18 protein-coding genes are annotated in these 23,983 nt (G+C 42.4%); 7 read left to right on the forward strand and 11 right to left on the reverse strand.

Annotation, left to right across the window (positions count from 1 at the left end; all coding sequences use genetic code 11):
- Nucleotides 1-169: 169 nt before the first annotated feature.
- Nucleotides 170-871, reverse strand: coding sequence for an N-acetylmuramoyl-L-alanine amidase (locus AC0VX7_RS22475; protein WP_475426007.1), 702 nt, complete (start codon nucleotides 869-871; stop codon nucleotides 170-172).
- A 374-nt stretch (nucleotides 872-1,245) separates the two neighbouring features.
- Between AC0VX7_RS22475 and AC0VX7_RS22480 the strand changes: the two genes are divergently transcribed.
- The gene (locus tag AC0VX7_RS22480) at nucleotides 1,246-2,880 is read left to right on the forward strand and encodes a bifunctional metallophosphatase/5'-nucleotidase (protein WP_475426008.1); all 1,635 of its coding nucleotides are present in this window, start codon (nucleotides 1,246-1,248) and stop codon (nucleotides 2,878-2,880) included.
- A 95-nt stretch (nucleotides 2,881-2,975) separates the two neighbouring features.
- Here the strand turns inward: AC0VX7_RS22480 and AC0VX7_RS22485 are convergent, their stop codons facing one another.
- The 4 genes from AC0VX7_RS22485 to AC0VX7_RS22500 all read right to left on the reverse strand — a co-directional run bounded on the left by AC0VX7_RS22485 (nucleotide 2,976) and on the right by AC0VX7_RS22500 (nucleotide 7,106).
- Complete coding sequence (locus AC0VX7_RS22485) at nucleotides 2,976-3,425, reverse strand: VanZ family protein (RefSeq protein ID WP_475426009.1); 450 nt, start codon at nucleotides 3,423-3,425, stop codon at nucleotides 2,976-2,978.
- Between the two features lie 559 nt (nucleotides 3,426-3,984).
- Nucleotides 3,985-4,845, reverse strand: a complete 861-nt coding sequence (locus AC0VX7_RS22490) for a carbohydrate ABC transporter permease (RefSeq protein ID WP_475426010.1) — start codon at nucleotides 4,843-4,845, stop codon at nucleotides 3,985-3,987.
- Between the two features lie 22 nt (nucleotides 4,846-4,867).
- Entirely contained in the window at nucleotides 4,868-5,755 is an 888-nt protein-coding gene (locus tag AC0VX7_RS22495; protein ID WP_475426011.1) for a carbohydrate ABC transporter permease, read from the reverse strand.
- Between the two features lie 85 nt (nucleotides 5,756-5,840).
- Nucleotides 5,841-7,106 carry a sugar ABC transporter substrate-binding protein gene (locus AC0VX7_RS22500; protein ID WP_475426012.1) on the reverse strand — a complete coding sequence of 422 codons (1,266 nt, stop codon included), beginning with the start codon at nucleotides 7,104-7,106 and terminating at the stop codon, nucleotides 5,841-5,843.
- Between the two features lie 455 nt (nucleotides 7,107-7,561).
- Here AC0VX7_RS22500 and bglX point away from each other — a divergent pair, with 455 nt between their 5' ends.
- From bglX to AC0VX7_RS22520, 4 genes are all read left to right on the forward strand, one after another.
- The gene (gene bglX / locus AC0VX7_RS22505; RefSeq protein WP_475426013.1) at nucleotides 7,562-9,733 is read left to right on the forward strand and encodes a beta-glucosidase BglX; all 2,172 of its coding nucleotides are present in this window, start codon (nucleotides 7,562-7,564) and stop codon (nucleotides 9,731-9,733) included.
- A 310-nt stretch (nucleotides 9,734-10,043) separates the two neighbouring features.
- The gene (locus AC0VX7_RS22510; RefSeq protein ID WP_475426014.1) at nucleotides 10,044-13,370 is read left to right on the forward strand and encodes a GH36-type glycosyl hydrolase domain-containing protein; all 3,327 of its coding nucleotides are present in this window, start codon (nucleotides 10,044-10,046) and stop codon (nucleotides 13,368-13,370) included.
- A gap of 84 nt (nucleotides 13,371-13,454) precedes the next feature.
- Nucleotides 13,455-15,065 (forward strand): glycoside hydrolase family 13 protein, encoded by a 1,611-nt coding sequence (locus AC0VX7_RS22515; protein WP_475426015.1) that lies wholly within the window; start codon nucleotides 13,455-13,457, stop codon nucleotides 15,063-15,065.
- Nucleotides 15,066-15,125: 60 nt separating this feature from the next.
- Nucleotides 15,126-16,100: a LacI family DNA-binding transcriptional regulator gene (locus tag AC0VX7_RS22520; RefSeq protein ID WP_475426016.1), complete on the forward strand. Its 975-nt coding sequence runs from the start codon at nucleotides 15,126-15,128 to the stop codon at nucleotides 16,098-16,100.
- A 282-nt stretch (nucleotides 16,101-16,382) separates the two neighbouring features.
- Here AC0VX7_RS22520 and AC0VX7_RS22525 read toward each other — a convergent pair whose 3' ends face one another.
- The 3 genes from AC0VX7_RS22525 to AC0VX7_RS22535 all read right to left on the reverse strand — a co-directional run bounded on the left by AC0VX7_RS22525 (nucleotide 16,383) and on the right by AC0VX7_RS22535 (nucleotide 18,022).
- On the reverse strand, nucleotides 16,383-16,754 hold the full coding sequence (locus AC0VX7_RS22525; protein WP_475426017.1) for a hypothetical protein: 372 nt from the start codon (nucleotides 16,752-16,754) through the stop codon (nucleotides 16,383-16,385).
- Nucleotides 16,755-16,864: 110 nt separating this feature from the next.
- Nucleotides 16,865-17,740, reverse strand: a complete 876-nt coding sequence (galU, locus tag AC0VX7_RS22530) for a UTP--glucose-1-phosphate uridylyltransferase GalU (protein ID WP_475426018.1) — start codon at nucleotides 17,738-17,740, stop codon at nucleotides 16,865-16,867.
- 126 nt (nucleotides 17,741-17,866) lie between these two features.
- Nucleotides 17,867-18,022 (reverse strand): YwzD family small protein, encoded by a 156-nt coding sequence (locus tag AC0VX7_RS22535; protein WP_475426019.1) that lies wholly within the window; start codon nucleotides 18,020-18,022, stop codon nucleotides 17,867-17,869.
- 191 nt (nucleotides 18,023-18,213) lie between these two features.
- Here AC0VX7_RS22535 and AC0VX7_RS22540 point away from each other — a divergent pair, with 191 nt between their 5' ends.
- Nucleotides 18,214-19,278, forward strand: a complete 1,065-nt coding sequence (locus tag AC0VX7_RS22540) for a C40 family peptidase (protein WP_475426020.1) — start codon at nucleotides 18,214-18,216, stop codon at nucleotides 19,276-19,278.
- A 183-nt stretch (nucleotides 19,279-19,461) separates the two neighbouring features.
- Here the strand turns inward: AC0VX7_RS22540 and AC0VX7_RS22545 are convergent, their stop codons facing one another.
- The 3 genes from AC0VX7_RS22545 to AC0VX7_RS22555 form a co-directional block, all read right to left on the reverse strand.
- Nucleotides 19,462-19,773: a hypothetical protein gene (locus AC0VX7_RS22545; RefSeq protein WP_475426021.1), complete on the reverse strand. Its 312-nt coding sequence runs from the start codon at nucleotides 19,771-19,773 to the stop codon at nucleotides 19,462-19,464.
- Between the two features lie 275 nt (nucleotides 19,774-20,048).
- Complete coding sequence (locus AC0VX7_RS22550; protein ID WP_475426022.1) at nucleotides 20,049-21,284, reverse strand: efflux RND transporter periplasmic adaptor subunit; 1,236 nt, start codon at nucleotides 21,282-21,284, stop codon at nucleotides 20,049-20,051.
- A 14-nt stretch (nucleotides 21,285-21,298) separates the two neighbouring features.
- Nucleotides 21,299-21,961 carry a hypothetical protein gene (locus AC0VX7_RS22555; protein ID WP_475426023.1) on the reverse strand — a complete coding sequence of 221 codons (663 nt, stop codon included), beginning with the start codon at nucleotides 21,959-21,961 and terminating at the stop codon, nucleotides 21,299-21,301.
- A gap of 324 nt (nucleotides 21,962-22,285) precedes the next feature.
- Here AC0VX7_RS22555 and AC0VX7_RS22560 point away from each other — a divergent pair, with 324 nt between their 5' ends.
- Nucleotides 22,286-23,920 (forward strand): SWIM zinc finger family protein, encoded by a 1,635-nt coding sequence (locus AC0VX7_RS22560; protein ID WP_475426024.1) that lies wholly within the window; start codon nucleotides 22,286-22,288, stop codon nucleotides 23,918-23,920.
- Nucleotides 23,921-23,983: the final 63 nt, after the last annotated feature.

The raw sequence follows: 23,983 nt of genomic DNA on the forward strand, positions 1-23,983 counted from the left end.
TATAAGCCATTTATGGAAAGAGAAAGAGGGTAAAAAGACCCGAAAATATCAGGTGGTATAAATTAACAAATATGATTTTCCGAAATAATGTTTCGTGGGAAAGAGGAGGGGTATAAGAAGAAGTGGATAATTTTTACACAGATAAAAAGAGCAACCCTTACTTATAGGGTTACTCTCCTTCCAACATTATTCTGTCCCAATCAAATAAACTTCCTGGATCTGTTTTTCGTTCTGGTGCATATTCATCATGCCCGATAATATGTTTCCTGTTCCTTTTAATTTCCTTATTTCTTGCCAGTATATCTTCTAGCAAAAGATTTAGAGCTTTATATTGTTCTTCTGTGTATCCAATATGTTCTTTGGGTATTTTTTTATAATAATCCGCCGACATCATTGACTTCATTTCAGCCTCTGTGCCGATAGCTAATAACTCGATGCCTATTGAATACCTATTCAAGTGGTCTTTATACTCGGAGAATGCAGAAAGTTCGCCTTTCCCTGAATGACGTGCCGCCCTGCTTTCCGGCATTAAAAAGTAGGTTTCTCCATCACGGTCGATCATATAATGAGGAGAAACATCGTAATCAATAAAGATTTTCCGGATATCCTCATACTCATAAGGATTCTCTGGATTATTCGCAGCATTGCTGATAAAGTGCAATACCACGTGAGTACTTACATTGCTTCTTGGCACAAAATTCATATTTGGCAAATAGTCTTTAATCACAGGAATCTTTCTCTCAATATTAAGACTTCCCTCCGATTCTTTCACATCGGCTTTGGCAACAGCCTCTTCTTGAAGACGATCAGAGCATCCACTGATCACAACTATTATAAAGCTGAGGACAACCAGTACTAACCTCTTATTCATCATTTTCCCCCAGATACTTCTATTAATCTAAGTATTAATTCGATTCAATTATCTAAAACCCCTTCAATATCGATGGTTCTTTTTCCTAAGATTTGCCTAGATTGAGTATATAAGTGCCTGCTCAGTAAAAGGTACTGAATTATACCCAAAGATTTGTGTTCCAGCAAAACACAGACTTTTATACCTATAGCAGTTTCACACCTTCTCAAAAATCCCGCAAACAAAGGATATCTATCCTACGCCTTTTTTACCAATTTAACAAATATTCAATTTATTCATTTTATAACAAGTTGATTTTGATAGAATAAGGGTGATTTGCCACCATGGTTAGTAGCTTATTAGTAAAAATACCTTTTATAAGGGGGAAACTATTAATGAATTACCGCAACAAGTTCTACCGTAAATTATTATCAGTAGCTGCTTCCGCTGCTCTATTGACTTCGATTGCTGTTCCTGCAGCCTCTGCAAACATGAAGGGTGTTAAGCCTGGCAAGCCTTACGAGCTAACGATCATGCATACGAATGATACACATGCTCATTTGGACACTGTTGCAAATCGTGTGGCAGCAATTAAGCAGGTACGTGAGGAAAACGCTAACACACTTTTATTAGACGCTGGGGATGTTTTCTCTGGAACATTGTATTTTAATGAGTTTAATGGATTAGCAGATTTAGAATTCATGAATATGGTTGGTTATGATGCCATGACATTTGGAAACCACGAATTTGATAAAGGTACCGAAACTCTGGCGAATTTTGTCAAAGAAGCAAACTTCCCATTTGTCAGCGCGAACGTAAATTTTGAGAATGACGAAAATATGAATCCTCTTGCCAATAATGAGACTTCTTCGGAAGCGAATGATGGCGAAGTATACAAAGGCATTGTAAAAGAGGTAAATGGGGAGAAAATCGGGATATTCGGTCTTACAACTGCCGAAACGGTTGACATCTCCAGTCCGGGTGAGGATGTGGAGTTCACTGATTACATCAATGAAGCAAGAGAAGCTGTTAAAGCCTTTGAGGAACAAGGTATCAACAAGATCATTGCCCTTACGCATATCGGTTTGAACGATGGCGGCGGCGACAATGACCTAACGTTAGCTGAGGAAGTAGATGGCATCGATATTATTGTCGGCGGACATACCCATGTGAAGTTAGAAGAACCGATCGTCGTGAAAAATGGCAGTGAACCAACTGTCATTGTCCAGGCAAATGAGTATGGTAAATCCCTTGGAACACTTGATGTAAAGTTCAATAAAAACGGGAAGATCATCCAACATAATGGAGAGCTCTTAGATATCACTACTTATCCAGAAGATGCTGAAGCTGCAAAAATTTTAAATGAAAATTATAAACCAGCAGTTGATGAAATGAAAAAGACAGTAATAGGACAAACAAATGTTGAATTAAACGGTGTGCGGGATTTTGTACGATCAAGTGAAACAAACTTAGGTAACTTAATCACTGACGGAATGCTTGCGAAAGCAAAATCCATCAATCCCGATACAGTCATTGCCCTGCAAAATGGTGGCGGCATTCGTGCATCCATTGATGCTGGTGAAATTACTTTAGCTGAAGTCCTAACAGTAATGCCTTTCGGAAACTCTTTAGCCATCATGCAATTGACAGGCGCTGAAATCAAAGAGGCATTGGAGCACAGTGTTAAAGAGGCTCCAGGTACATCAGGAGGCTTCCTTCAAGTCGCTGGATTGAAATTCACCTACGACAGCTCACTACCTGTTGGCCAGCGTGTTCAATCCATTGAAGTAAAAGAAGATGGCGTAAACTACGTCAGTTTGGACTCTAACAAGACATACGCAGTAGCAACCAACACCTTCACCGCTAAAGGCGGAGACGGATACGATGTATTCGCAAATGCTTACAATGAAGGCCGGGTAAGCGAACCAGGTTATGTGGACTGGGAAGTATTCACGGAATATGTGAGTCAGCAAGAAGAGCAAACTGTTAGTCCAGAGGTAGAAGGACGTATTATAGATATAGCGAATTAAGTAAGCAAACAATGCCCAGCAGACCTAGTGAGTTTGCTGGGCGTTTATTTATCATCTATGACAGTCCATCCAATAGAGAAACATACTCCAGCTCCTTACCAGCCAATAAAAGCTGAAAGGTTTCTTAACTTCTCCTGAAAGTGTTCCTCAGCAGAATAGAATGGTCTCTCATTAAGAAAAAGTAAGCCTAATAAAAATGTCATCATGATCAGTATGTAGTTCCTGAAAATCTTTGATAAAAATAATTTTCGATGTTCATACAAATATAATAGCAGCACCGGAAACGCCAGCCCCACTGTGACGCCAAGTATATTGGCTAATGCGTCTATGAATTCCGCGCTTCTGTCAGGAAGTTGGTATTGCCGATACTCTTCAAAAATACCGATCGACACTAATGTCATCCATACAACATTAATATGTTGTTTTACACGATCTCCGTTAGAGATTAGTATGATCATTACTCCGATACATGCAGAAATAATAGCAAAGCTTACAAAATGCAGCTGTTTATCCATCCCAAATAGTAGTTGATAGTCGAGTGTCACTACTCATCCCCCTTTCACCTATCAGCCTAACCATCAGTGATTGTTGATAACCTTACAAACAACATTAAAGGAGGTTGAACCTTATATATGGTTCAACCTCCTTTTTTGAGATCTGTTTCTTACTCTATTGCGCTGCTAGTTTGAATGATTTTTAGTTAATTGCACGGTCATACGTCATAATTGCGCAGTAATCGAAGCTAATTGCATCGTCAGCTAGACTAATTGCACCTTCATTCTTATTTATTGCACGGTTAATTGACGGAATCGCACCATCATCCAAATAATGCAAAAACCTCCTCAACTAAATGGATGAGGAGGTTTTTATCAATACATATACTCTATTTTTTCGTACTGATGTATGCTGTATTCCTCAATAAATCGTAGAAGTACTCCGTGTCGGCAGGCGTAAGGGAACTCTTTTAAACTTTAGCTTTGAACGTGAAGATGTACGTTTCTACTTCGTATCTAAAGAGCTTATGTTTTACCAAGCTTAATTCAATAATTATTTTTCAACAAACAAAACGAACAGTGATTTCTCAAAGAATCACTGTCCTAAATTCTATTTCATTCCGGAAATCGTATATCCATCAATAATATGCTTCTGGAAGATGATAAAGATAATGACAATCGGCACAACCATGAAGGTTGATCCGGCCATTTGCAGGGCAAAGTTGCCTCCGTATTGGCCTTTCAATAACTGTAATCCTACTGATAAAGTATACAGACTCTCATCGTTAGCGATGATCAACGGCCATAGGAAGCTGTTCCACCCTGCGATGAATGTCAGAATTCCCTGTACTGCTAGGATTGGCTTGGTCATCGGGAGGACAATTTGCCAGAATACCCGCAACTCACTTGCCCCGTCCAGTCTGGCTGCTTCAAGTAGTTCATCTGGAATGGTCGTCATGAACTGTCGGAACAGGAAGATGCCGAATGCCCCAACTAGGCCTGGTAAAACAATGCCCGCCATTGTATTGGTCAATTGCATCTGGTTCAGGATCAGATATACAGGGATCATTGTTACCTGGCCTGGAATCATCATTGTCGCAAGGACCATGAAGAATAACTGATTGCGCCCTTTAAATTCAAATTTTGCAAAAGCGTAGCCGGCCATTGCATTCAAAAATAATCCAACGAATGACCAAAGAACAACGATAATTGTATTTTTTAAATAGAGGCCGAAATTCATATTCACAAAAAGGTTATGGAAGTTTTCAATTGTCCATTCTTGAGGGAACAGCGTTGGTGTCAACGCCATAACTTCGCTTTCTGGCTTGAAGGCAGAAAGGATCATCCACACAAAGGGCAGCGAAACTAATATCCCTCCAATTGCGAGAATAATTCCAACAACCCATTGCTGGGTCTTTTCCTGCTTCACATTGCTGCTTAATGATTGTTTTGAAACTGCACCGGATTTCATTTGTCTTCCACCTCTGCTTTCCTCAATAATCCTGCTGTTTGTTTTGGATCTTGAATTGAATCAATGTAATGATAATGATGGCAATAAACAATATGAACGATCCAGCTGCCGCGTAGCCAAAGTTCGAGAACTGGAACCCGTTCCGGTAGATGAACAACGCAACAGAAGTCGTGCTGTCAAGCGGCCCGCCATTGGTCATGACGAATGGTTCTTCGAAGAACTGCAGCCAGCCAATCATTGTTGTAATCGATACAAAGAAAATGGCGTAGCGAAGCAATGGTATCGTGATCTTTGTCAGCTGCTTCCAATTGTTTGCGCCATCAAGCTGCGCAGCTTCATAATAGGTTTTCGGAATCCCCTGCAATGCCGCAAGGAAGATGATCATATTAAGACCGATTGCTCTCCATAGCGCCAGCAAAATCAATGAGATTTTTGCCATGGTCGGGTCCTGGAGCCATGGTACATCCGGCAGGTTCAACAGGTTCAATATATGGTTGAATAAACCAAGGTGAGGGTTGTACAGATAGCTCCAAACAACAGCAACCGCAACAACGTTTGTGATGGAAGGCATGTAGAAGACAACCCGGAAAGCCTTGAAAATACGTGCTTTCCCAAAATTGATCAGTAGCGCTATTGCTAAAGATAAAATAATAACGAGCGGAACACCTATCACTACGTAGAACAAGGTGTTAAGAATCGATTTTACAAATATCGGGTCACTTACAACTTCTTTATAATTCTCAAGGCCAACAAAGCTAATTGATGACCAATCGGCAATCCCGACTAAATCAAGATCCGTAAAGCTGATAAAGAGTGCTACAAAGATAGGCAGTATTGAAAATAATGATAAAAGGATAATGGCAGGAGCTATAAAAAAGTAAGGAGTCTTGTTTGCCAAAAAGCTTTTCATTGTAAGTCCCTTCTTTCTCAGTCCGTATATTCCGGACTAATGTAGTTGCCGGCAGGCATTCGCCCGCCAGACAACCTATTTCAGATTACTTGGAGAGGATTTTTTCAGCCTCTTGATCAAATGCATCCATTTCTTCCTGGATGTCAGCACCACCGCGGTAAATCTTCTCGAAACGGCTCAGGAAATCCTGGGCGATTTTTTCGAATGGCTTGATCACAGGCATTGGCTGTGCATTTTCCATTTGCTCACCAAACACTTTATAGTACTGGTTCTCTTGAAGCTGCTTGTCATTCCATGCCTCTTTGTTGGCTGGCAGGGAGTTCGTCATTTCAAGCCATTTTACCTGTGTCTCTGGTTTGCTCATGTAAGCAAGGAATTTAAGTGCTTCTTCTTTATTCTTAGTGTGCTCGAATACAGACAGATTGGATCCGCCTAGTGTAGATGTGTTTGTTTCTTTTGCAGGAAGAACAGCTGTTGCCCACTTGCCTTCCAACTCAGGTGCCTGATCATTGATGATTTTAACCATCCAAGGTCCGCTGATGAACATCGGCAGGATGCCATCACCTCTGAATGCCTGGACGATGTCAAGCCCAAGGTCAACAGGCGCAGAGCCATCCTTGAAGAAACCATTAAGGTATTCAACAGCTTCTACAAATTCCGGTTCGTTAAAGTAAGCTTTATTACCTTCGATCAACTTAGAGCCATTTTGGCGCGCAAGCATGAATGATAAGCTTTGCTCATTTGTATCGATACTAATGCCATATTTGTCATCGCCACGGTCATTTAGTTTCTTCGCTGCGTCACGAAGCTCATCCCAAGTCTTTGGCGCTTCTTTATAACCAGCTTCTTCTAACAGGTCTGTGCGATAGAAAAGAACGCGAGTATCAACATACCAAGGCACGCCTACCACTTTGTCCTCATATTTTGTTGTTTCAATAGAACCATCATAGAAATTTTCGGCTGCTAATTCCGGATACTTCTCTGTCTGATCGGACAGATCCATCAATGCATTCGCAGAGGCGAATTCAGGAATCCACGTTGTACCCATTTGGACTACATCCGGGCCTTTTTTAGAAGCCACCGCTGTTAAAAGCTTGTCATGTGCCTGATCCCATGGAATCGCCTGTACTTTAACATCGATTTCCGGATTTTCTTTTTCAAACTCCTCAGCAATTTTCGGAAGTGTTTTTGCTTCTTCCCCCATGCCCCAAACATTGATGACTTTTTTGCCGTCTTTCTCGGAACCAGAATCAGAAGAACACCCTGCAAGTGCACCAGATACAACTAATGTACCTACCATTGCAGCTGCTGCAAATTTCTTGCTGAATACATTAAACATTTTTCGGCTCATTCGTAAAACCCCCATAATAATGTGATAAGGTCTTGCATTTAAATTTCCCGCTATAACAAATAATTACTTATAACCTGCGAAATTCTGCCTTTGTTTACGAAAACCCCCTTAATAGAAACGTTTCGAGAGCTAGTAAAAAAATAAATGAGTGTAACTGGCGAAACGATTCAAGGTTCCTGACTCTTTTTCCGAAAAGAGCGGACCAAATCAATTGAAACGTTTCGATAGGGCTATTATATTTCATAGTGTAATCGTTTTCAAGTAGAAATTTGAGATGAATTTTACTTTTTTTCGTAAAAACCTGCTATTACTGGCTTCGCTTTCATTTCCCAATAGAAACGTTTCGATAATTTATTGACTCTGAAAAAGAAAGCGCTTATAATGCAGTTGTATTCTTATTCGAAACGTTTCTATTGAATTTTATTCCTACTATATTTTACGGGAGGTTCACCCCTATGAACAATCAGAAACTTACTTCTTTAATAAAAGAAATGACGCTGGATGAGAAAATCGCACAATTGCTTCAGTTAGCAACCCCCTTTTTCGAAGGATCGAAGGATGAAGGACAGATCACCGGTCCTCTTGCTTCTATGAATATATCGGATGAAAACGTCTGCAACACCGGTTCCGTCCTCGGAGCCTCAGGCGGAGCGAAAGAAGCGATCAGCATCCAGAAAGCCCACCTAAAAAAGAATCGATTAGGCATCCCTCTATTATTTATGGCGGATGTCATCCACGGTTATAAAACGATTTTCCCTGTACCACTTGCGATCGGCTGTTCATGGGACTTGGATAAAGCCCAACAAAGTGCAGAAATTGCAGCAAAAGAAGCTGCAGCTGCAGGCGTCCATGTAACCTTTTCGCCAATGGTTGATTTAGTTCGTGACCCTCGCTGGGGACGTGTAATGGAATCGACTGGTGAAGATCCATTATTAAATGGTGAGTTTGCGAAGTCGTTTGTTCGCGGCTTCCAGGGGCAAGACTTGAAAAATAACACAGATTCCGTTGCAGCCTGCGTGAAGCATTTCGCTGCATACGGTGCTCCTGAAGGCGGCCGTGATTACAATACCGTCAATATGTCGGAACGCCAGCTCAGGGAATCCTATCTCCCTGCATACAAAGCAGCACTAGATGAAGGCTGCGAAATGGTCATGACCGCTTTTAACACGGTCGATGGCATTCCCGCTACTGGCAATGTAAAACTGATGCGCGACCTGCTCCGCGAGGAATGGGGCTTCGATGGTGTCCTCATTTCCGACTGGGGCGCAGTAAAAGAAATGATTCCTCACGGTGTGGCTGAGGATGAAGCAGAAGCTGCCTACAAAGCAATCCAGGCCGGCGTTGATATCGAAATGATGACATCCTGCTATGTCGACCATTTAAAACAGCAGGTCGAGACTGGGAAAGTAGATGAAAAGCTAATAGATGAATCGGTTATGCGGATTCTGACTTTGAAAGATAAATTAGGATTGTTTGAAAATCCGTTCCGCGGTGCGGATGAAGAGTTGGAGAAGGAACTGGTCATGAGTGACGAGCACCGGCAGGCAGCTAGAGAGCTTGCTGTTAAGTCTTCAGTTTTATTGAAAAATGACGGAGTTCTTCCTATTAATAAGGAAAAGAAAATCGCTTTGATCGGTCCCTTCGCAGAGAGTGGCGATATTCTTGGGCCATGGTCATTCCTTGGTTCAAAAGAAAAGGCTGTCCAGCTATACGATGGTTTGATGGCAAAGCTGGACTCCTCCCTTCTTTTCACGGCAAAAGGCTGTGACATTGAAACGGGATTTGAAGAGCAATTTTCCGAGGCAGTAAAAGTGGCAGAAGAAGCAGATGTGATTGTGCTTGCTCTAGGCGAGGCATCGGAAATGAGTGGTGAAGCTGGCTGCCGTGCGGATATCCGCCTGCCGAAAGTGCAGCTCGAACTTGTCGCTAAGATGAAAGAGCTTGGCAAACCAATAGTGGCCGTATTATTTAACGGACGTCCGCTTGACCTCCACGGAATCTGGGATGAAGCCGATGCAATTTTGGAGGCGTGGTATCCAGGCACTGAGGGCGGAAACGCGGTCGCTGACATCCTGTACGGTGATGCGAATCCATCCGCGAAGCTTACGATGTCATTCCCTTACTCTGTTGGACAGGTACCGGTGTACTACAACCATTTCAATACAGGCCGCCCTCAAGGAGCGCCTGACGCACAAGAACGATATGTATCTCAGTATTTAGATATACCAAACGAGCCATTGCTCCCATTCGGTTTTGGATTAAGCTATACAAGCTTCGAGTATAGCGATGTAAAAATGAGTGATGCGACAATGTCTGCTTCCAAGTCATTGAAGATTTCCGTAACAGTCGAGAACACTGGCGAGTTGGCCGGAGAAGAAATCGTCCAGTTATACGTACGCGACGTAGCCGGCGAAGTCGTTAGACCAATGAAGGAACTAAAAGGCTTCAAGAAAGTCGCTTTAGAACCAAGCGAAAAAGTGACAGTTGAGTTTGAGATTAACGAAGAACAATTGCGCTACCACCATGCAGACCTCACTTTCAAGAGCGACTCAGGAAAATTCATCGCTTTTGTGGGGCCGAATAGCAGGGATACCGTGGAAATTGCGTTTGAACTTGTAAAAGAATGATCAAATGAGGGATTTTTAAACACCAGGAGCCGGTTTTTTATCAGTTGAAGTCGATTTATTTACGGTTATTCGAAATTTATTAACGGTTGAGGCTAAAATAATTCCGGTTAGAACAAATTTATTACCGGTTAGAGCCGATTTAATTACGGTTAACCCAATTTGTTTCGGAATGACGAAATTTAATACCAGACCAGTTGGCTCGGCTTTAATACCACGATAAACCCTTTAATATAAGATAACGCTTAATACCGTTTAACACATACCAGTTTTCAGCAAATGACACAAACCTAAAAGGAAAGAAGTGACACCGATGACACAGTCAAAGTTCACCCTACAGGCAAATGATGTAAGCTTTACGTTTTTGAATAGCGGCGATGTCTATGAGATCGCCAATAAATCGACGATGATCAACCAGTGGCTTTCGAATCCGATCGATGGCTCTATGAATAACTTATATTTGAGAATCCATGGGGAAAATGGAATCCAGTTCTATCCCCTGCTTGGTTTGAAATCAGAAAGTAAAGTCAGTCACTCCGATAATCAAGTTTTCTATCAGGGCGAGGCAGCCGGTCTTCAATATCAGGTAACTTTTACCCTGGCTGAGGGCGGAGTCTGGTTCTGGGATGTTGAAGTGAATGGAAGCAATTTGGTGATCGATATCGTCTACGGGCAGGACATGGGCCTTGCTGACAAGGGCGCTGTCCGTACGAACGAAGCGTATATGTCACAGTATATCGACCACAATGTTTTCGATGACGCAGAAAAAGGCTATGTCGTCTGCTCGCGTCAGAATCAACCGATGAGCGAAGGACGCTTCCCTTATGTACAGCAGGGATCGTTGACGAATGCAACAGGATTTTCGACTGACGGATTTCAATTTTTCGGATTGTCTTATAAAGAAACAGACATCCCTGAAATTTTAACGGAAGAGAATCTCGCGAATGAAATCTATCAATATGAATTTGCATACACTGCCTTGCAGTCTGAAAAAGTGACTCTTGATGGCAATGCGCATTTCGTATTCTATGGAATTTTTAAAGAGAATCATCCAGCAGCGGTTACACAATTAGAGTTCGCTGACGAAGTGGCTGCCGCATGGGAAGATGTAAAATTACTAAAAGCTGATCAAACTGCTGAATTAGTAAAAATTCAACTCTCCCCTTCTTTCGGAAAGCCTTTAGAAACACTTTCCATGTCAAAAGAAGAAATCGATGAGCTGTTCCCTAACCGCCATCAGGAAGAAACATCCGGCGATGAATTGCTCTCTTTCTTCACTGAGCAGCATGAGCATGTCGTTTTAAAGGAAAAAGAATTGCTGGTTGAGCGTCCGCACGGACATATCCTGATGACAGGCGGAAACGTCGACAACATCAAAAATGTCCTTACTACTACTTTATATATGTACGGAATTTTCAACTCGCACATCGTCGTGGGCAATACTTCTTTCAACAAGATGCTGACGAATGCCCGCAGCGCGCTGAATGTCATGAAGACTTCCGGTCAGAGGGTTTATATTGAAATTGAAGGAGAATACCGTCTGCTGACGATGCCTTCGATGTTTGAGATGGGCTTCAATTATGGTCGTTGGTACTACAAGACAAATGATGACATGATCATCATCACAACTCACACAGCCGTGGAATCACCGCAATTACAGCTGCAGGTACGATCTGCAAACGGTAAAGCGTACCGCTATCTTGTGACAAACCAGGTTTCGATGAACAACAATGAATATGCACAGCCTTATAACCTGAAGCAAAACGGAAATGTCCTTACTTTTACAGCGGTAGAAGAATCCGACAGCTCGAACGTCTTTCCTGACCTGAGCTATCGCATGCAAATCGGCAGTGAATTCAAAGTGAAGGATTCAAGCGTATTCGGCGAGAATATCGAAGCAGATGCAGTATCATTGGCAGTTGTTGAGATGGAGCCGACGAACGAGTGGAAAATCACCGTTCAAGGCCTCCTTGATGGAAAAGAAATTCCGTTCGTAGATGCTGATGCACATACAGAAATCGAAAAGTACCGCGAATTTTTCGCAGAAACAATGAATGGCTTCAAGCTTGCACAGAATGGAGAAGCGACGGAAGAGCTCAAGAAAATTAACGCACTTGCATGGTGGTACACGCATAATATGCTCGTCCATTACTCTGTGCCGCATGGCCTTGAGCAGTATGGCGGCGCAGCATGGGGAACGCGTGATGTCTGCCAGGGACCAACTGAGTACTTCATTGCAACGCAAAAATATGAAAATGTGAAAGACATCATCAAGACGGTTTACTCTCATCAATACAGTGATGACGGTAACTGGCCGCAGTGGTTCATGTTCGACAACTACTACCGCTTCCAGCAGGAAGAAAGCCATGGGGACATCATCGTTTGGCCGTTGAAGGTCATCGTTGAATACTTGCGTGCAACGGACGATTACACGATTTTAAATGAAATGCTTCCATATACGGAAAAAGGCAGCTTTGAATTCACAGATGAAAAAGTAACACTGCTTGACCATGTGAAAAAGCAGCTCCAATATATCAAGGATCATTTTTTACATGATACGTATTTATCTTCCTACGGAGATGGCGACTGGGATGACACACTCCAGCCGGCGAATGCACAGCTGAAGCAGTATATGGCCAGCAGCTGGACGGTTGCGCTGACTTACCAGGTAGTAAGCCATTTCGCGTCACTTTTACAAAAAGATGATGCACTGCTTGCAGATGAACTGAGCACGATGGCAGCGGGAATCAAGGAAGATTTCAATAAATACATGCTGTCTACAGAAACAATCCCAGGCTTCGTGTTCATGGAGCAAGCGGACAAGCCTGAACTGATGGTCCATCCTACGGATTCAAAAACAGGTATTCAATATCGCCTGCTGCCAATGACGCGAAGCATGATCGGTGAGCTTTTGACACCGGAACAGGCAGAATCTCACTATCAAATCATCAGAGAGCGTTTGTACCACCCGGATGGAGTGCGCTTGATGGACCGACCTGCGACCTATAAAGGCGGAGTGAGCACCAACTTCAAGCGTGCCGAGCAGGCAGCCAACTTCGGACGTGAAATCGGCTTGCAATATGTCCATGCCCACATCCGTTTTGTGGAGGCAATGGCGAAGCTGGGCAAGGTCGATGAGGTTTGGAATGGCCTGCAGACAATTAACCCGATTGGCATCCAGAAAGTCGTTCCGAACGCAGAACTGCGCCAGAGCAATGCCTACTTCAGCAGCTCTGACGGCAAGTTCAATACTCGCTATGAGGCGGCGGAGAATTTCGAGAAGCTCCGCGATGGCTCAGCTCCAGTAAAAGGAGGATGGAGAATCTACTCAAGCGGCCCTGGAATCTATATGAACCAGTTGATTTCAAACGCGCTTGGCATCCGCCGCGAAGCTCAGGATCTGGTGATCGATCCAATTCTTCCAACGGAAAAAGACGGACTTGAGTTCACGTTCAACATTGACGGGAAGCAAGTGACGTTCGTTTACCATTTTGGAAAAAAAGTTGGTGTGAAGATCAACGGACAGGAAGTTGCTGCGGATCAGATTGCCAACCGTTATCGTGACGGCGGCTACCGCATCAGCGCTGCTGAGCTTGAGAAATTGAGTTCAGAAAATAATACAATCGAAGTCTACTTGTAAAAAAATAAGCGGCCCACAAGGCCGCTTCCTTTTTCAATTTCTATTGCTTGGTGCATGTGTTTTTTCTATGAAGGAGGTTTGAATATGGACAACAAATGGTGGCATAAAACCGTGGTTTACCAGGTGTACCCTCGCAGTTTCAAGGATTCGAACGGAGACGGGATTGGCGATTTGCAGGGGATCCTTTCGAAGCTGGATTATATTAAGGAACTTGGAGCCGACATGATCTGGCTATGTCCGGTCTATGCGTCGCCAAATGATGACAACGGCTATGATATCAGCAATTATTATCAGATTCATCCCGAGTTTGGCACAATGGAAGATATGGACCTGCTCATAGCTGAAGCAGATAAACGTGGAATCGGCATCATGATGGACATCGTCGCAAACCATACGTCCGATGAGCATCCATGGTTTCTTGAATCAAAGAGCAGCAAGGATAACCCTTACAGGGATTATTATGTCTGGAGGGATGGCGTGGACGACGGGCCGCCGAACGAGCTGCAGTCAATTTTCAGCGGCAGCGCTTGGGAATTAAACTCAGAAACTGGTCAGTACTATCTGCATATGTTCAGCAAGAAGCAGCCAGACCTGAATTGGCACCACCCTCCTGTACGCGAGGCGATTTACGAGGTGATGCGCTTCTGGATCAACAAGGGGATCAAAGGCTTTCGTTTTGACGTCATCGATTTGATCGCGAAAGAACTAGACCAGGGGATTATCGCCAATGGCCCCCTCCTTCATACTTATCTACAGGAAATGCACCGTGAAGTTCTTGAGGGTGCGGACATCGTCACTGTCGGTGAAACTGGCGGAGCAGATTTGGAACAAGCAATTCTCTTTACTAGTCCTAAATGGAAGAAACTGGATATGGTGTTCTCATTCGAGCATATCGCGCTCGATGAACAGGCAGGCAGACAAAAGTGGGATTTGAAGACGCTTGACTTGGACGATTTGAAGAGAGTCCTATCTAACTGGCAGACTGGCCTTGCGGGCAAAGGCTGGAATAGTTTATTCTGGAGCAACCACGACCAGCCGCGCATCGTCTCGCGCTGGGGGAATGACCAGGAATTCCGTTATGAGAGTGCCACGATGCTTGGAACCCTGCTCCATTTAATGCGTGGTACTCCGTACATTTACCAGGGTGAGGAAATCGGGATGACGAATGTACAGTTCCCTGAGCTTGAATCTTATCGCGATATTGAGACTATCAATATGTACAGAGAACGCAAGGAGCAAGGTTTTGCCCATGATGACATCATGGAATCAATTTATGTAAAAGGCCGCGATAATGCAAGAACGCCTATGCAGTGGAATGCTGAAGACAATGCTGGTTTTACAGAAGGAACTCCGTGGGTTGGGACTAATCCTAATTATTCGGCCATCAATGTTGAGAATGATATAAATGGTGATAAGTCCATTTACCAATTTTACAAAAAACTGATCAAGCTGCGTAAAAGCAATGAGCTGATTGTTTATGGAGACTATCGACTTCTTGACAGCGAACCGGAAGTATTTGCTTACGCTCGAAACTATCAAAATGAAGAATGGCGTGTCGTGTGCAATTTTACCGGCAGAGAAGTTGAAAGTTCGTTATTATGTGACGGTGAAATCATTGTCCGTAACTATGACTTCCCTGCTAAAAAATTGCGTCCGTACGAGGCCATTGTATATAAATTGAAAAATAAACTATAGATGAAAACGTTCACAAGTTATAATAAATAGAGAGTTACTGAACAGACAGGAGAGAGTATCGTGGCAAGTATTAAAGATATTGCGAAACAAGCAGGCGTGTCGATATCGACTGTTTCCTACGCTCTGAATGGCAGCCCAAAGGTGACTGAAGAGACGGCGGCGAAGATCCTTGCCATTGCGAAGGAACTGAACTATGTCCCTAACGCTGCGGCCCGCTCCTTGAAAAAGCGGGAAACAAAGATCATCGGAGTCTTCCTTACCAATTATGGGGGCGCGTTTTACGGGCAGCTGCTTCAGGGCATTCAGGATACCCTCAACAACAAGGGATACGAGATGATTGTCTGCAGCGGCAAGGAGTCCCATCGGTTTATTCCTGAACGGATGATTGATGGTGCCATCGTTTTAGATTACTTTTTTTCCAGCGAAGAGTTAATCAGGCACGCGGACGCCGGACATAAAATCGTCGTGATGGATAGAGAGCTGGCCCATCCTAATATAAATCAAGTATTACTGCACAATACTTCTGGAGCAACCTTAGCGATTGACCATTTGATCGAGAAGGGTCATCGTAAAATCTACACTGTTACTGGCCCAGAAGGATCATACGATGCCACACAGCGGGTCGAAGCAGTGCGCCAGTCGGTGGGACGATACAGTGACATCGAGTATCAAGAACTTCCAGGTGATTTTAATAAGCCTGCTGGCGAGAAGGCTGCCAAACAAATCATCAAAGAATTCACTGAACCCGTTGCTGTATTCTGTTTGAACGATGAAATGGCCATCGGGATGTATAACTACCTTGCCAAAACAAAGTACGAAGTCGGAAAAGACATCCACATCATCGGATTCGATAACATCGAACTCACTCAATACACTCAGCCAAGACTAGCGACCATCGACTATTCCGAACGAAAATGGGGAGCTGTCTCAGCTGAACACCTCTTGAAGTTGATCGCCAACGAACCAGCAGAAAACGAGCGGATTTATGTAACGCTCATCCCTGGTGAATCAGTCGGAAATATACCAGAAAATTAGGGGCATTCTGTATTACGTCCCTATTCTTCAGCTTGTTCGATTCAATAAACCTAAGGTGCTGACACATAATTATCAATTTTATCTAGCGGGAACACTTTAAAAACCCACTAAACAGATTAAAGGACGTTTGCTACCAAACCATAAATGCCCACAACTCTTATTTGGTTGATGGGCATCTTTGCTTTTTAAAATGGTTATAGTATGTTCTATTTCTGTATGTTATTTCAGAGTTCAAAGCTAACCTTACAAACGCATTTACTCTAGTCTAATTCACTCAATTCGTTAAGCATTCTTCTCCCAGGCAAAACACATAAAACGTGCATCTTCCGTTAGCCATTTTTGCGAGTGCACCAATTGGAATAATTCCTTGTGTTCAAAGAACAGCTTTCTCGCATAAGGAAGTTTAACTTCACGGACTGCTTCATTTAGCATATTAAGGATTCTTTTATCTTTTTCACTTAGTAAAATGAAATCTGAACTCTCTTGTTCTTTCGCTATCACTTTAACGAACTCTTTTGCTTCGTTGTTTAACTTGGAAAAATTGAGAGGTTCTGTGATTCGCGTCCACTCTTTTTTTATCAGATCCCTTGCATTACCATATTGTCTTTTGCTTATTAAATTATTAATAATAACAATAACGCTTTCTACTTTCATGCCTTATCCCGTCCATTTTATAGATATATTTACTTACTATGCTATACAGGACTAAATACCTAGTCAATATAATATTTAGATTATTCTCAAATTAACTCCACTAACATCATTTAACTTTCTCGGTGTAATAGAGATTCTAAATAGTTCAATATCTCATTCCGTAATTTATCATCCTGCAATGCAAACTCAATGGTCGTCTTAATAAAGCCGATTTTTTCTCCAATATCATATCGTCTTCCTTCAAATTCATAAGCGAAAACTCTTTGAATGTAATTTAGTTCTTGAATTGCATCAGTTAGTTGGATTTCTCCTCCTGCTCCAGGTTCCATATCTTCCAAAAACATAAAGATCTCCGGTGTGAGGATATATCTGCCCATAATTGCAAGATTGGATGGTGCAGTTCCAGGTTCAGGCTTCTCTACTAAGCTCTCGACCTGGTAACGTCTTCCTTCCTGCATCGATGGGTTAATAACTCCATATTTGTATGTCTCTTCATCAGGAACTGTTTTAACTCCAATTACAGATGAACGGATTTTTTCATACTGATTAAGCAGTTGCTTTAAGCATGGAGTTTCACTTTTGACGATATCATCACCCAACAGCACAGCAAACGGCTCATCACCGATAAAATTTCGCGCGCACCAAATAGCATGCCCAAGTCCTCTCGGCTCTTTTTGCCGGATATAGTGAATGTCCGCGAGATTGGTAGAGTATCGCACCTTATCAAGGAGCTCCAACTTCCCTTTACTCTCTAGATTGCGCTCAAGCTCTGGTGAGTAATCGAAGTGGTCCTCGATGGCTCGTTTTCCTTTACCTGTCACAATCATAATCTCTTCAATCCCGGATGCTACTGCTTCTTCTACAATATACTGGATCGCTGGCTTATCAACGATTGGCATCATTTCCTTAGGCATTGCCTTAGTGGCTGGAAGGAATCGCGTACCCAACCCGGCAGCGGGTATAATTGCTTTCCGCACTTTTTTCAAATGGGCTCCCCCTTTGAAATTAATTTATTCTTAATATACTGCATATACTGCCGCAATATGACGGACGAGACTATGGAGGTTGCGCCGCATAAAAAAACTGGCAGCCCTTTTAATAGGCTGCCAGTTTTACTCTGAACAGGTTTTTAAATCTATTATTAAATCTTCCATAAGCTTTTGGATTGTGATTTCTTGATTACTCTTCCCTTTTTCATAGGTCTTTCTAATGACATCTAAAACAAGTTCTTGATTCATTGCCGTTGTTTTTTCCTCAGATGATCTCACCTTATGATCCTCCTGTTTCTGTCTACAATGACATTATTCTATTAAAAACGATTCGCTTTGTAAATAGTTTTCCAGTAAGTAATATGTCTTACTGGAACATTTTGCTACAATTTGTCAGAATCATGTATATTAACCTGGTTTATTATGATAGAATATTTCTATATTTTACTAGAATGGAGTGTTGATGAAAGTTGAAGAAAAAAGCCGCTTCTCTTATGACTGCCGCTATTCTGACTTCTGCCTTCTCCGGTATCGCTTCCGCAGACTCATATACTGTTAAAAAAGGGGATACATTATCCCGTATTGCTCATACATATAAAACAACTGTAATTGATTTAAAGAAGACCAATAAATTATCTTCTGATTTAATTTATGTGAACCAGACATTAACAGTTCCAGGTCCTACGATTGTGACTAAGCCCGTTGTTGCGCCCGCAAAACCAGCTGCCAATACGGACGCAACTTCTGTTTATGTTGTGATAAGCGGCGATACGCTCGGTAAGATTGCCTCCCAGCATAAAATCACACTTAGTGATCTTATGAAATGGAACAACTTGAGCGGCCACTTGATTTATCCTGGCCAAAAGCTTAAGGTATCCAACGGTTCATCCGAAACTACACCGGCACCAATAACAAGTCAGCCAGCACCTGTTTCTAATGCGCCTAAGACACCGGCTCAGCCAACTACTCCAGCACAATCTGAATATATCATTAAATCAGGAGACACATTGAGCGGAATTGGCAAACAATTCGGTATGTCCGTCCATGAGCTTAAAAAACTGAATAACCTTCAATCGGACATGATCTATGTCGGACAAAAGTTACTGGTGAGCAAGAAGGCAGATTCTACACCTTCTGCACCAGTCCAGGCACCTGCAAAGCAGCCTGTCCCTACTGTTGATTCAGAAGTACTTGCCATTGCACAGGACCTAATCGGTGTTTCCTATGTTTGGGGCGGAAGCACACCAGAGGGTTTTGATTGCAGCGGATTTATCTACTATGCCTTCAACAAAGCCGGCATGAAGATGGGCCGCTATTCATCAGAAGGCTATTACAGTCGTTCTTACTATGTGAACGACCCACAACCCGGCGATCTAGTATTCTTTGAAAATACATATAAACCTGGCATCTCTCATATGGGTATTTATCTCGGAAATAATGAATTCATCCATGCAAGTGATAACGGCGTTGTCATTTCCAGCCTGGACAATTCCTATTATAAGAAACATTTTGATGGATTTAAACGATTCTATTAAATAACAGGCACCTAAATAGGTGCCTGTTTTGTTTTACCACTGGGTTATTTTTATAAACCATTAATATCTTTTTTATTTTCACGGTCGTACAAGTGTTAAACAACTGTACTATCTTATAGAGTATTATGACTGGTAAAAAGTCCCACAGCCTGATTCTCATTCTATTTAACGGACGTCAATTCGTTAAACGATCCCAGATTCCCGTTTCACTCTTCTTAAAACTAAATCCCAAACCTTTCCTGTTAAACCTAAAATAATCAGCATCCAGATAATCTGAAATATAAATTTCAATGATCCGTTCTTTAAAAATCCTGCGATCCAATTTCCTGCGTAGTAGATGGTTATAGCAGAAAATCCGATAAGAAAAACAAATGCAGCAATCACAATCACTCGATTTTTAATGCTTACCTTTTTGATTTCTTCCTTGTGTTTGGCCAATAAAAAGATTACTACAGAAACAAACAAAAATATGGTAAACCCAATTGCACCATCCAAATGGACCTCAACCTTTCATTCCTTCTCATTGAACACTCCCAATGAGTTTTCCTTTACTTTTTAACTTGTAGAATTAAACTAAGCCTATTCCGGTGAGTATCGATTCTAATGTCATTTTGGTTAGATATACAATATACGTAGAGAACTTGAATGCAGTTTCATAATTTAGGAAATATCACCAAGACGATTTTTTCCATTAAAAAAGGAACGTTCGATTTAAACGTTCCTTTTTTTGTAAGAATAAACTAAGGAAGCAAAAAGAACCGCCTCTTTGCTTACTTGAAAAAACCCACCATAATATGCTTGAAGATGGTCCTTTTTCCTTCTTCTGTGAAGGTTTTTTTCTTAAGTGATTCTATGTTCAGCCTGTTAAAGAATGGACTATTTACCTGCTGGACTTTATCAGGATTTTTCACGACGATTTCTCCAGATTTTGCGCCTTTCTTCACTTCAACCTTATTACCCTCGGTCAAGCCCTTTTTGACCTTACGTTCCTCAACTACACCTTTATCATTCAATACATAAATGTAACTGTTCTTCTTGCCCTTTTTTACCGACTTTTCTGGAACCGTTGATGCATTTACAACCTGGTTTGTGACGACATCGACATCAACATGGGTTCCTTTTATAATCGGATCCTGATTCTCGTCCTGCTCTAGTTCAATTTCAAAAGGATAGTGGCTTTCATTTTTCACAGATGGATCTGTCTCAGGGTATTCAGCAATTTTTGTCAGTGTACCGCCGACAGTCCCTTTGAATAAGTCAGATTTAATGTAGACTTCCATACCTTCCTCTACATTCTTCAAATCTTTCTCTGTAAAAACCCCTTCGACCTTTGGAATATCAGAGATAATGGTGATAATCGGATTTTTCAATTCATAATTGATTTTTTTCACTGTACCTGCAACTTCACTGCTTCTGCCAAGCTCATCACTGCCATCATAAGAATCGATTAAATCATCATATTTATCGATTTCAGTCTTCACTCTGCTTTTTTCAAGTTGCTTATCGTATATTTCTTTTTCAATCGACACAAGCAATAAATCTGAGGAGTCACCTCCCGAAGAGCCGTCTCCGAATACTGGCGCACTGTTATTTGAGGAGGAGATGGAGACAGACTGCAGATAGAGAAGCTGTTGAATCTGTTCTTCAATCAGAGTTGATTCCCTTACAAGTTGACTTCTTTCCGCTTCCAGTTCTGCCAAATCCTCATCAATGTTATCAGAGGAATATTCAAAAAGAGTGGTGCTGCTGTCGACTTTATCCCCTTCTTTTACCAGGAAGCTCTTGAACTCTCCGGAAACTTCATTATAGTATATATGATGCTCATCTTTAGGGGTGACGACACCAGATGCCTGCAGTGTCTCTGTCAGGCTTTCCTTGCCAATTGTTGACCACTTGTTAATATAAGAAGAGCGCTCTGCTTTACTTTCATCCTTTAATGCCAAATATAAGTTCGCAGATACAAACAGGATGCCTGCCGTTAGCAGGATTGTGGTTTTCTTTTTCATATGGCGCACCTCCTCTATAGGATCTTTTCAAATTGGATGAATGAAAAAAGTGCTGCAAACAGCCAGATTATGAGATTGATAGAAATGACGATAATAAGGATGATCTTTGGGTTTCTTTCCATCATCATTTTAAGATATTTATATTCAATGAAGATGATCCAGAGTTTGAATATGGACATGGTCGACAGAAGTTGGATCAAAAACTCATTGCCTGTTATGTACTGCGCAAGGATGCCCAGAGAGAAGGGGGATGAAATCTCCGTCAGTCCAAGCAATATAGCCAGAGGGATTACTAGAACTTTTTCTAAGAGTAAAACCGGCATGACGAAAAGTTGGACAGCCACCAATTTTTTTAGCTCAAGGTCTGATAAAGTCCAAAAAAATAAAGCCGGAAGGAAAATCATCACTCCACCAAAGAACAGTCCCAGGATGGTTTGACCAATCATGAATAACAACTTTTGCATTTCATACTCTGCTGGCGATACACTGGCCAGTTGTTTCGATAAATACTCTGACCCGATTCCAAAGTATGCACTAACCCCAAAAACCAGACCACTGAGCAAAATCAGCAGTGTGGCTTTTTTCCAAACCCCGGGAACTTGTTCTGAATCTCTAAGCTTATATGAATAATAATGATAATTTAAAAGGCCACGAAGTACTTCTACTCGATTATTCATCTTTTGTCCCCCAGGTTCTGTTCTTATCTATCTTTATTTTATCTGAAAAAAAACTAATATTAAAATAATATTTTACCTTAAATCGCATTTGTCACTAATTGGTATCCTTGATTGTTCTATTCTACAAGTTTCGCGGAAATCCCTTCCCTTTTTTTAAAAACACATATCCCCTCCTCTAACACCTCTTTTTTGGGTATAATAGAAGAATATGTTTTTTCGTATAATCGAATATAATTTTAACAAAGTATGTTTGTTGTGCTTGTCGAATTATGTCTTAAAAGTGCTTTTGATGTGCTATTGATGTAGGTGAACGGGGGAATCGCTGTGGCTGTCATACCTGATAACCAGGCACCGATTTTTAAAGAAGCTGCCGAAAAATTGAATACGATGCTAAAGCCGGAGGTCGAGGAGGATGCGCGTCTTGTCCAGAAAGGGCTGATGCTCTATCGCCAGGGGACGGTCCACCACCTGAAGTATATGGTGAAGTCGATTTGGGCGACGGTCCAGGACGTGACGCCGGTTCGTGTGTACATAAATGTTTCAGATCCTGAAGAGAGCAGTTGTACCTGCCCTGCTGGGTCGTTTTGCCGCCATCGCCTGGCTGCGTTTTTACAGGCTTATGGTGATGTCGCGAGTGTATCCGACTGGGTTGAAGCCTGGCGCAAGCCTGCGAAGGAGCAGCTGAATGCTGAAAAATGGGGCTTGCAGCGCGCGAAGGATCTGGTTAAGAAGGATACCCGGGCGGGACATGATTACGATAGCTGGGCCGCCTCTTTCCGCGAGAGCTTCGAAGAAATCATCAAGGGCCAGGGAGAACCGAGGGCTTATGTTGTGCCTGGATTGTTCCGTTCCTATGTTCGGCGAGTTGAGGTTTCCGCTCCGCTGGAGGTCGTATGGAAAAATCTTTATATGATCGCAGCGTCGGTCCATTCTTTTAATCTGCTCACAGAACTGGCCCGCGAACTTGGACACGATGATGAACCAACAATGGACCGGTATTACAGGCCGCTTTTCGAGGATCTGTTCAATGATGCCGAGGAATACATTGAGCGTCTTGCTTATGGGACGATGCCGTTTTCTTTTGATGCGTTTCTGGAAAAACTAAAGGACGAAACAATCGGTTTAACGGTGCCCGATGCTTCAGTTGGCTATGACCGAATCGATTTGTATCGGTTGCTGTGGGAAAAGCTTTTAAAAAATTCAGGATGGCGTGAGGCTGAACGGAAGAGACTTGAAGCTTTTGGCGATGACAAGAGGGATCAGATTGAGGAAATTGCTCTGATTCATCAGCTTGTTTTAGCGAAGCAGGATGGGGAAGCGTTGAAGCGGTTCACCGCTCTCCCTGTTGGTTCGCTTCCATATATGTTTTATTGGCTTGATGGCTTCCGCGTACAGCGTGAGTGGAACCGGATGGGACCATTCATCGAATATCTTGTCCAACAGCTGCGGAATTACCTGAAGCACCTCGGGGATTATTATGCTTGTAAAAAATTCACGCGTTATGCGTTGAAGCTGGTTGGCGCTTTTACGAGGGAAATTGGCCGCGGCGAGCTTTATGACCGGGCGCTGGCACAGGCGATGCCATACAGCTTTTACGAATATGAAGATTCTTTGTTTGAAAAAGGCCAGTTCGAACAATGGAGCGAATTGCAGTCTTACTTTGGCTTTGAATATAATTCGATTTCAAGTGAGCGGATTAAAATTTTACAAAAAGAAGCTCCTGAAGTCTTGATCCCGCTGTACCACCAGATGGTCGGCGATTTAATCGAGATGAAAAACCGCAGCAGCTACAAGCAGGCCGCACGCTTGCTGAAAAAACTGCGTACCGTTTATAAAAAAATGAAACGCGTGCCCGAATGGGAAGAGTTTTTTGGGAAACTGCTTGTAAGGACGAAACGACTGCGCGCTTTTCACGAAGAATGTACGAGGAGCAAGCTTATTGAGGTGGAGGAAGCATAGAGAAGCATAGGGACGTACCTTTTGCTCCTTTAGTTTAGCGAAACGAAGGAAGCGCAGGGTACG

It is taken from the genome of Mesobacillus sp. QJM3NY_10 (assembly GCF_056173465.1).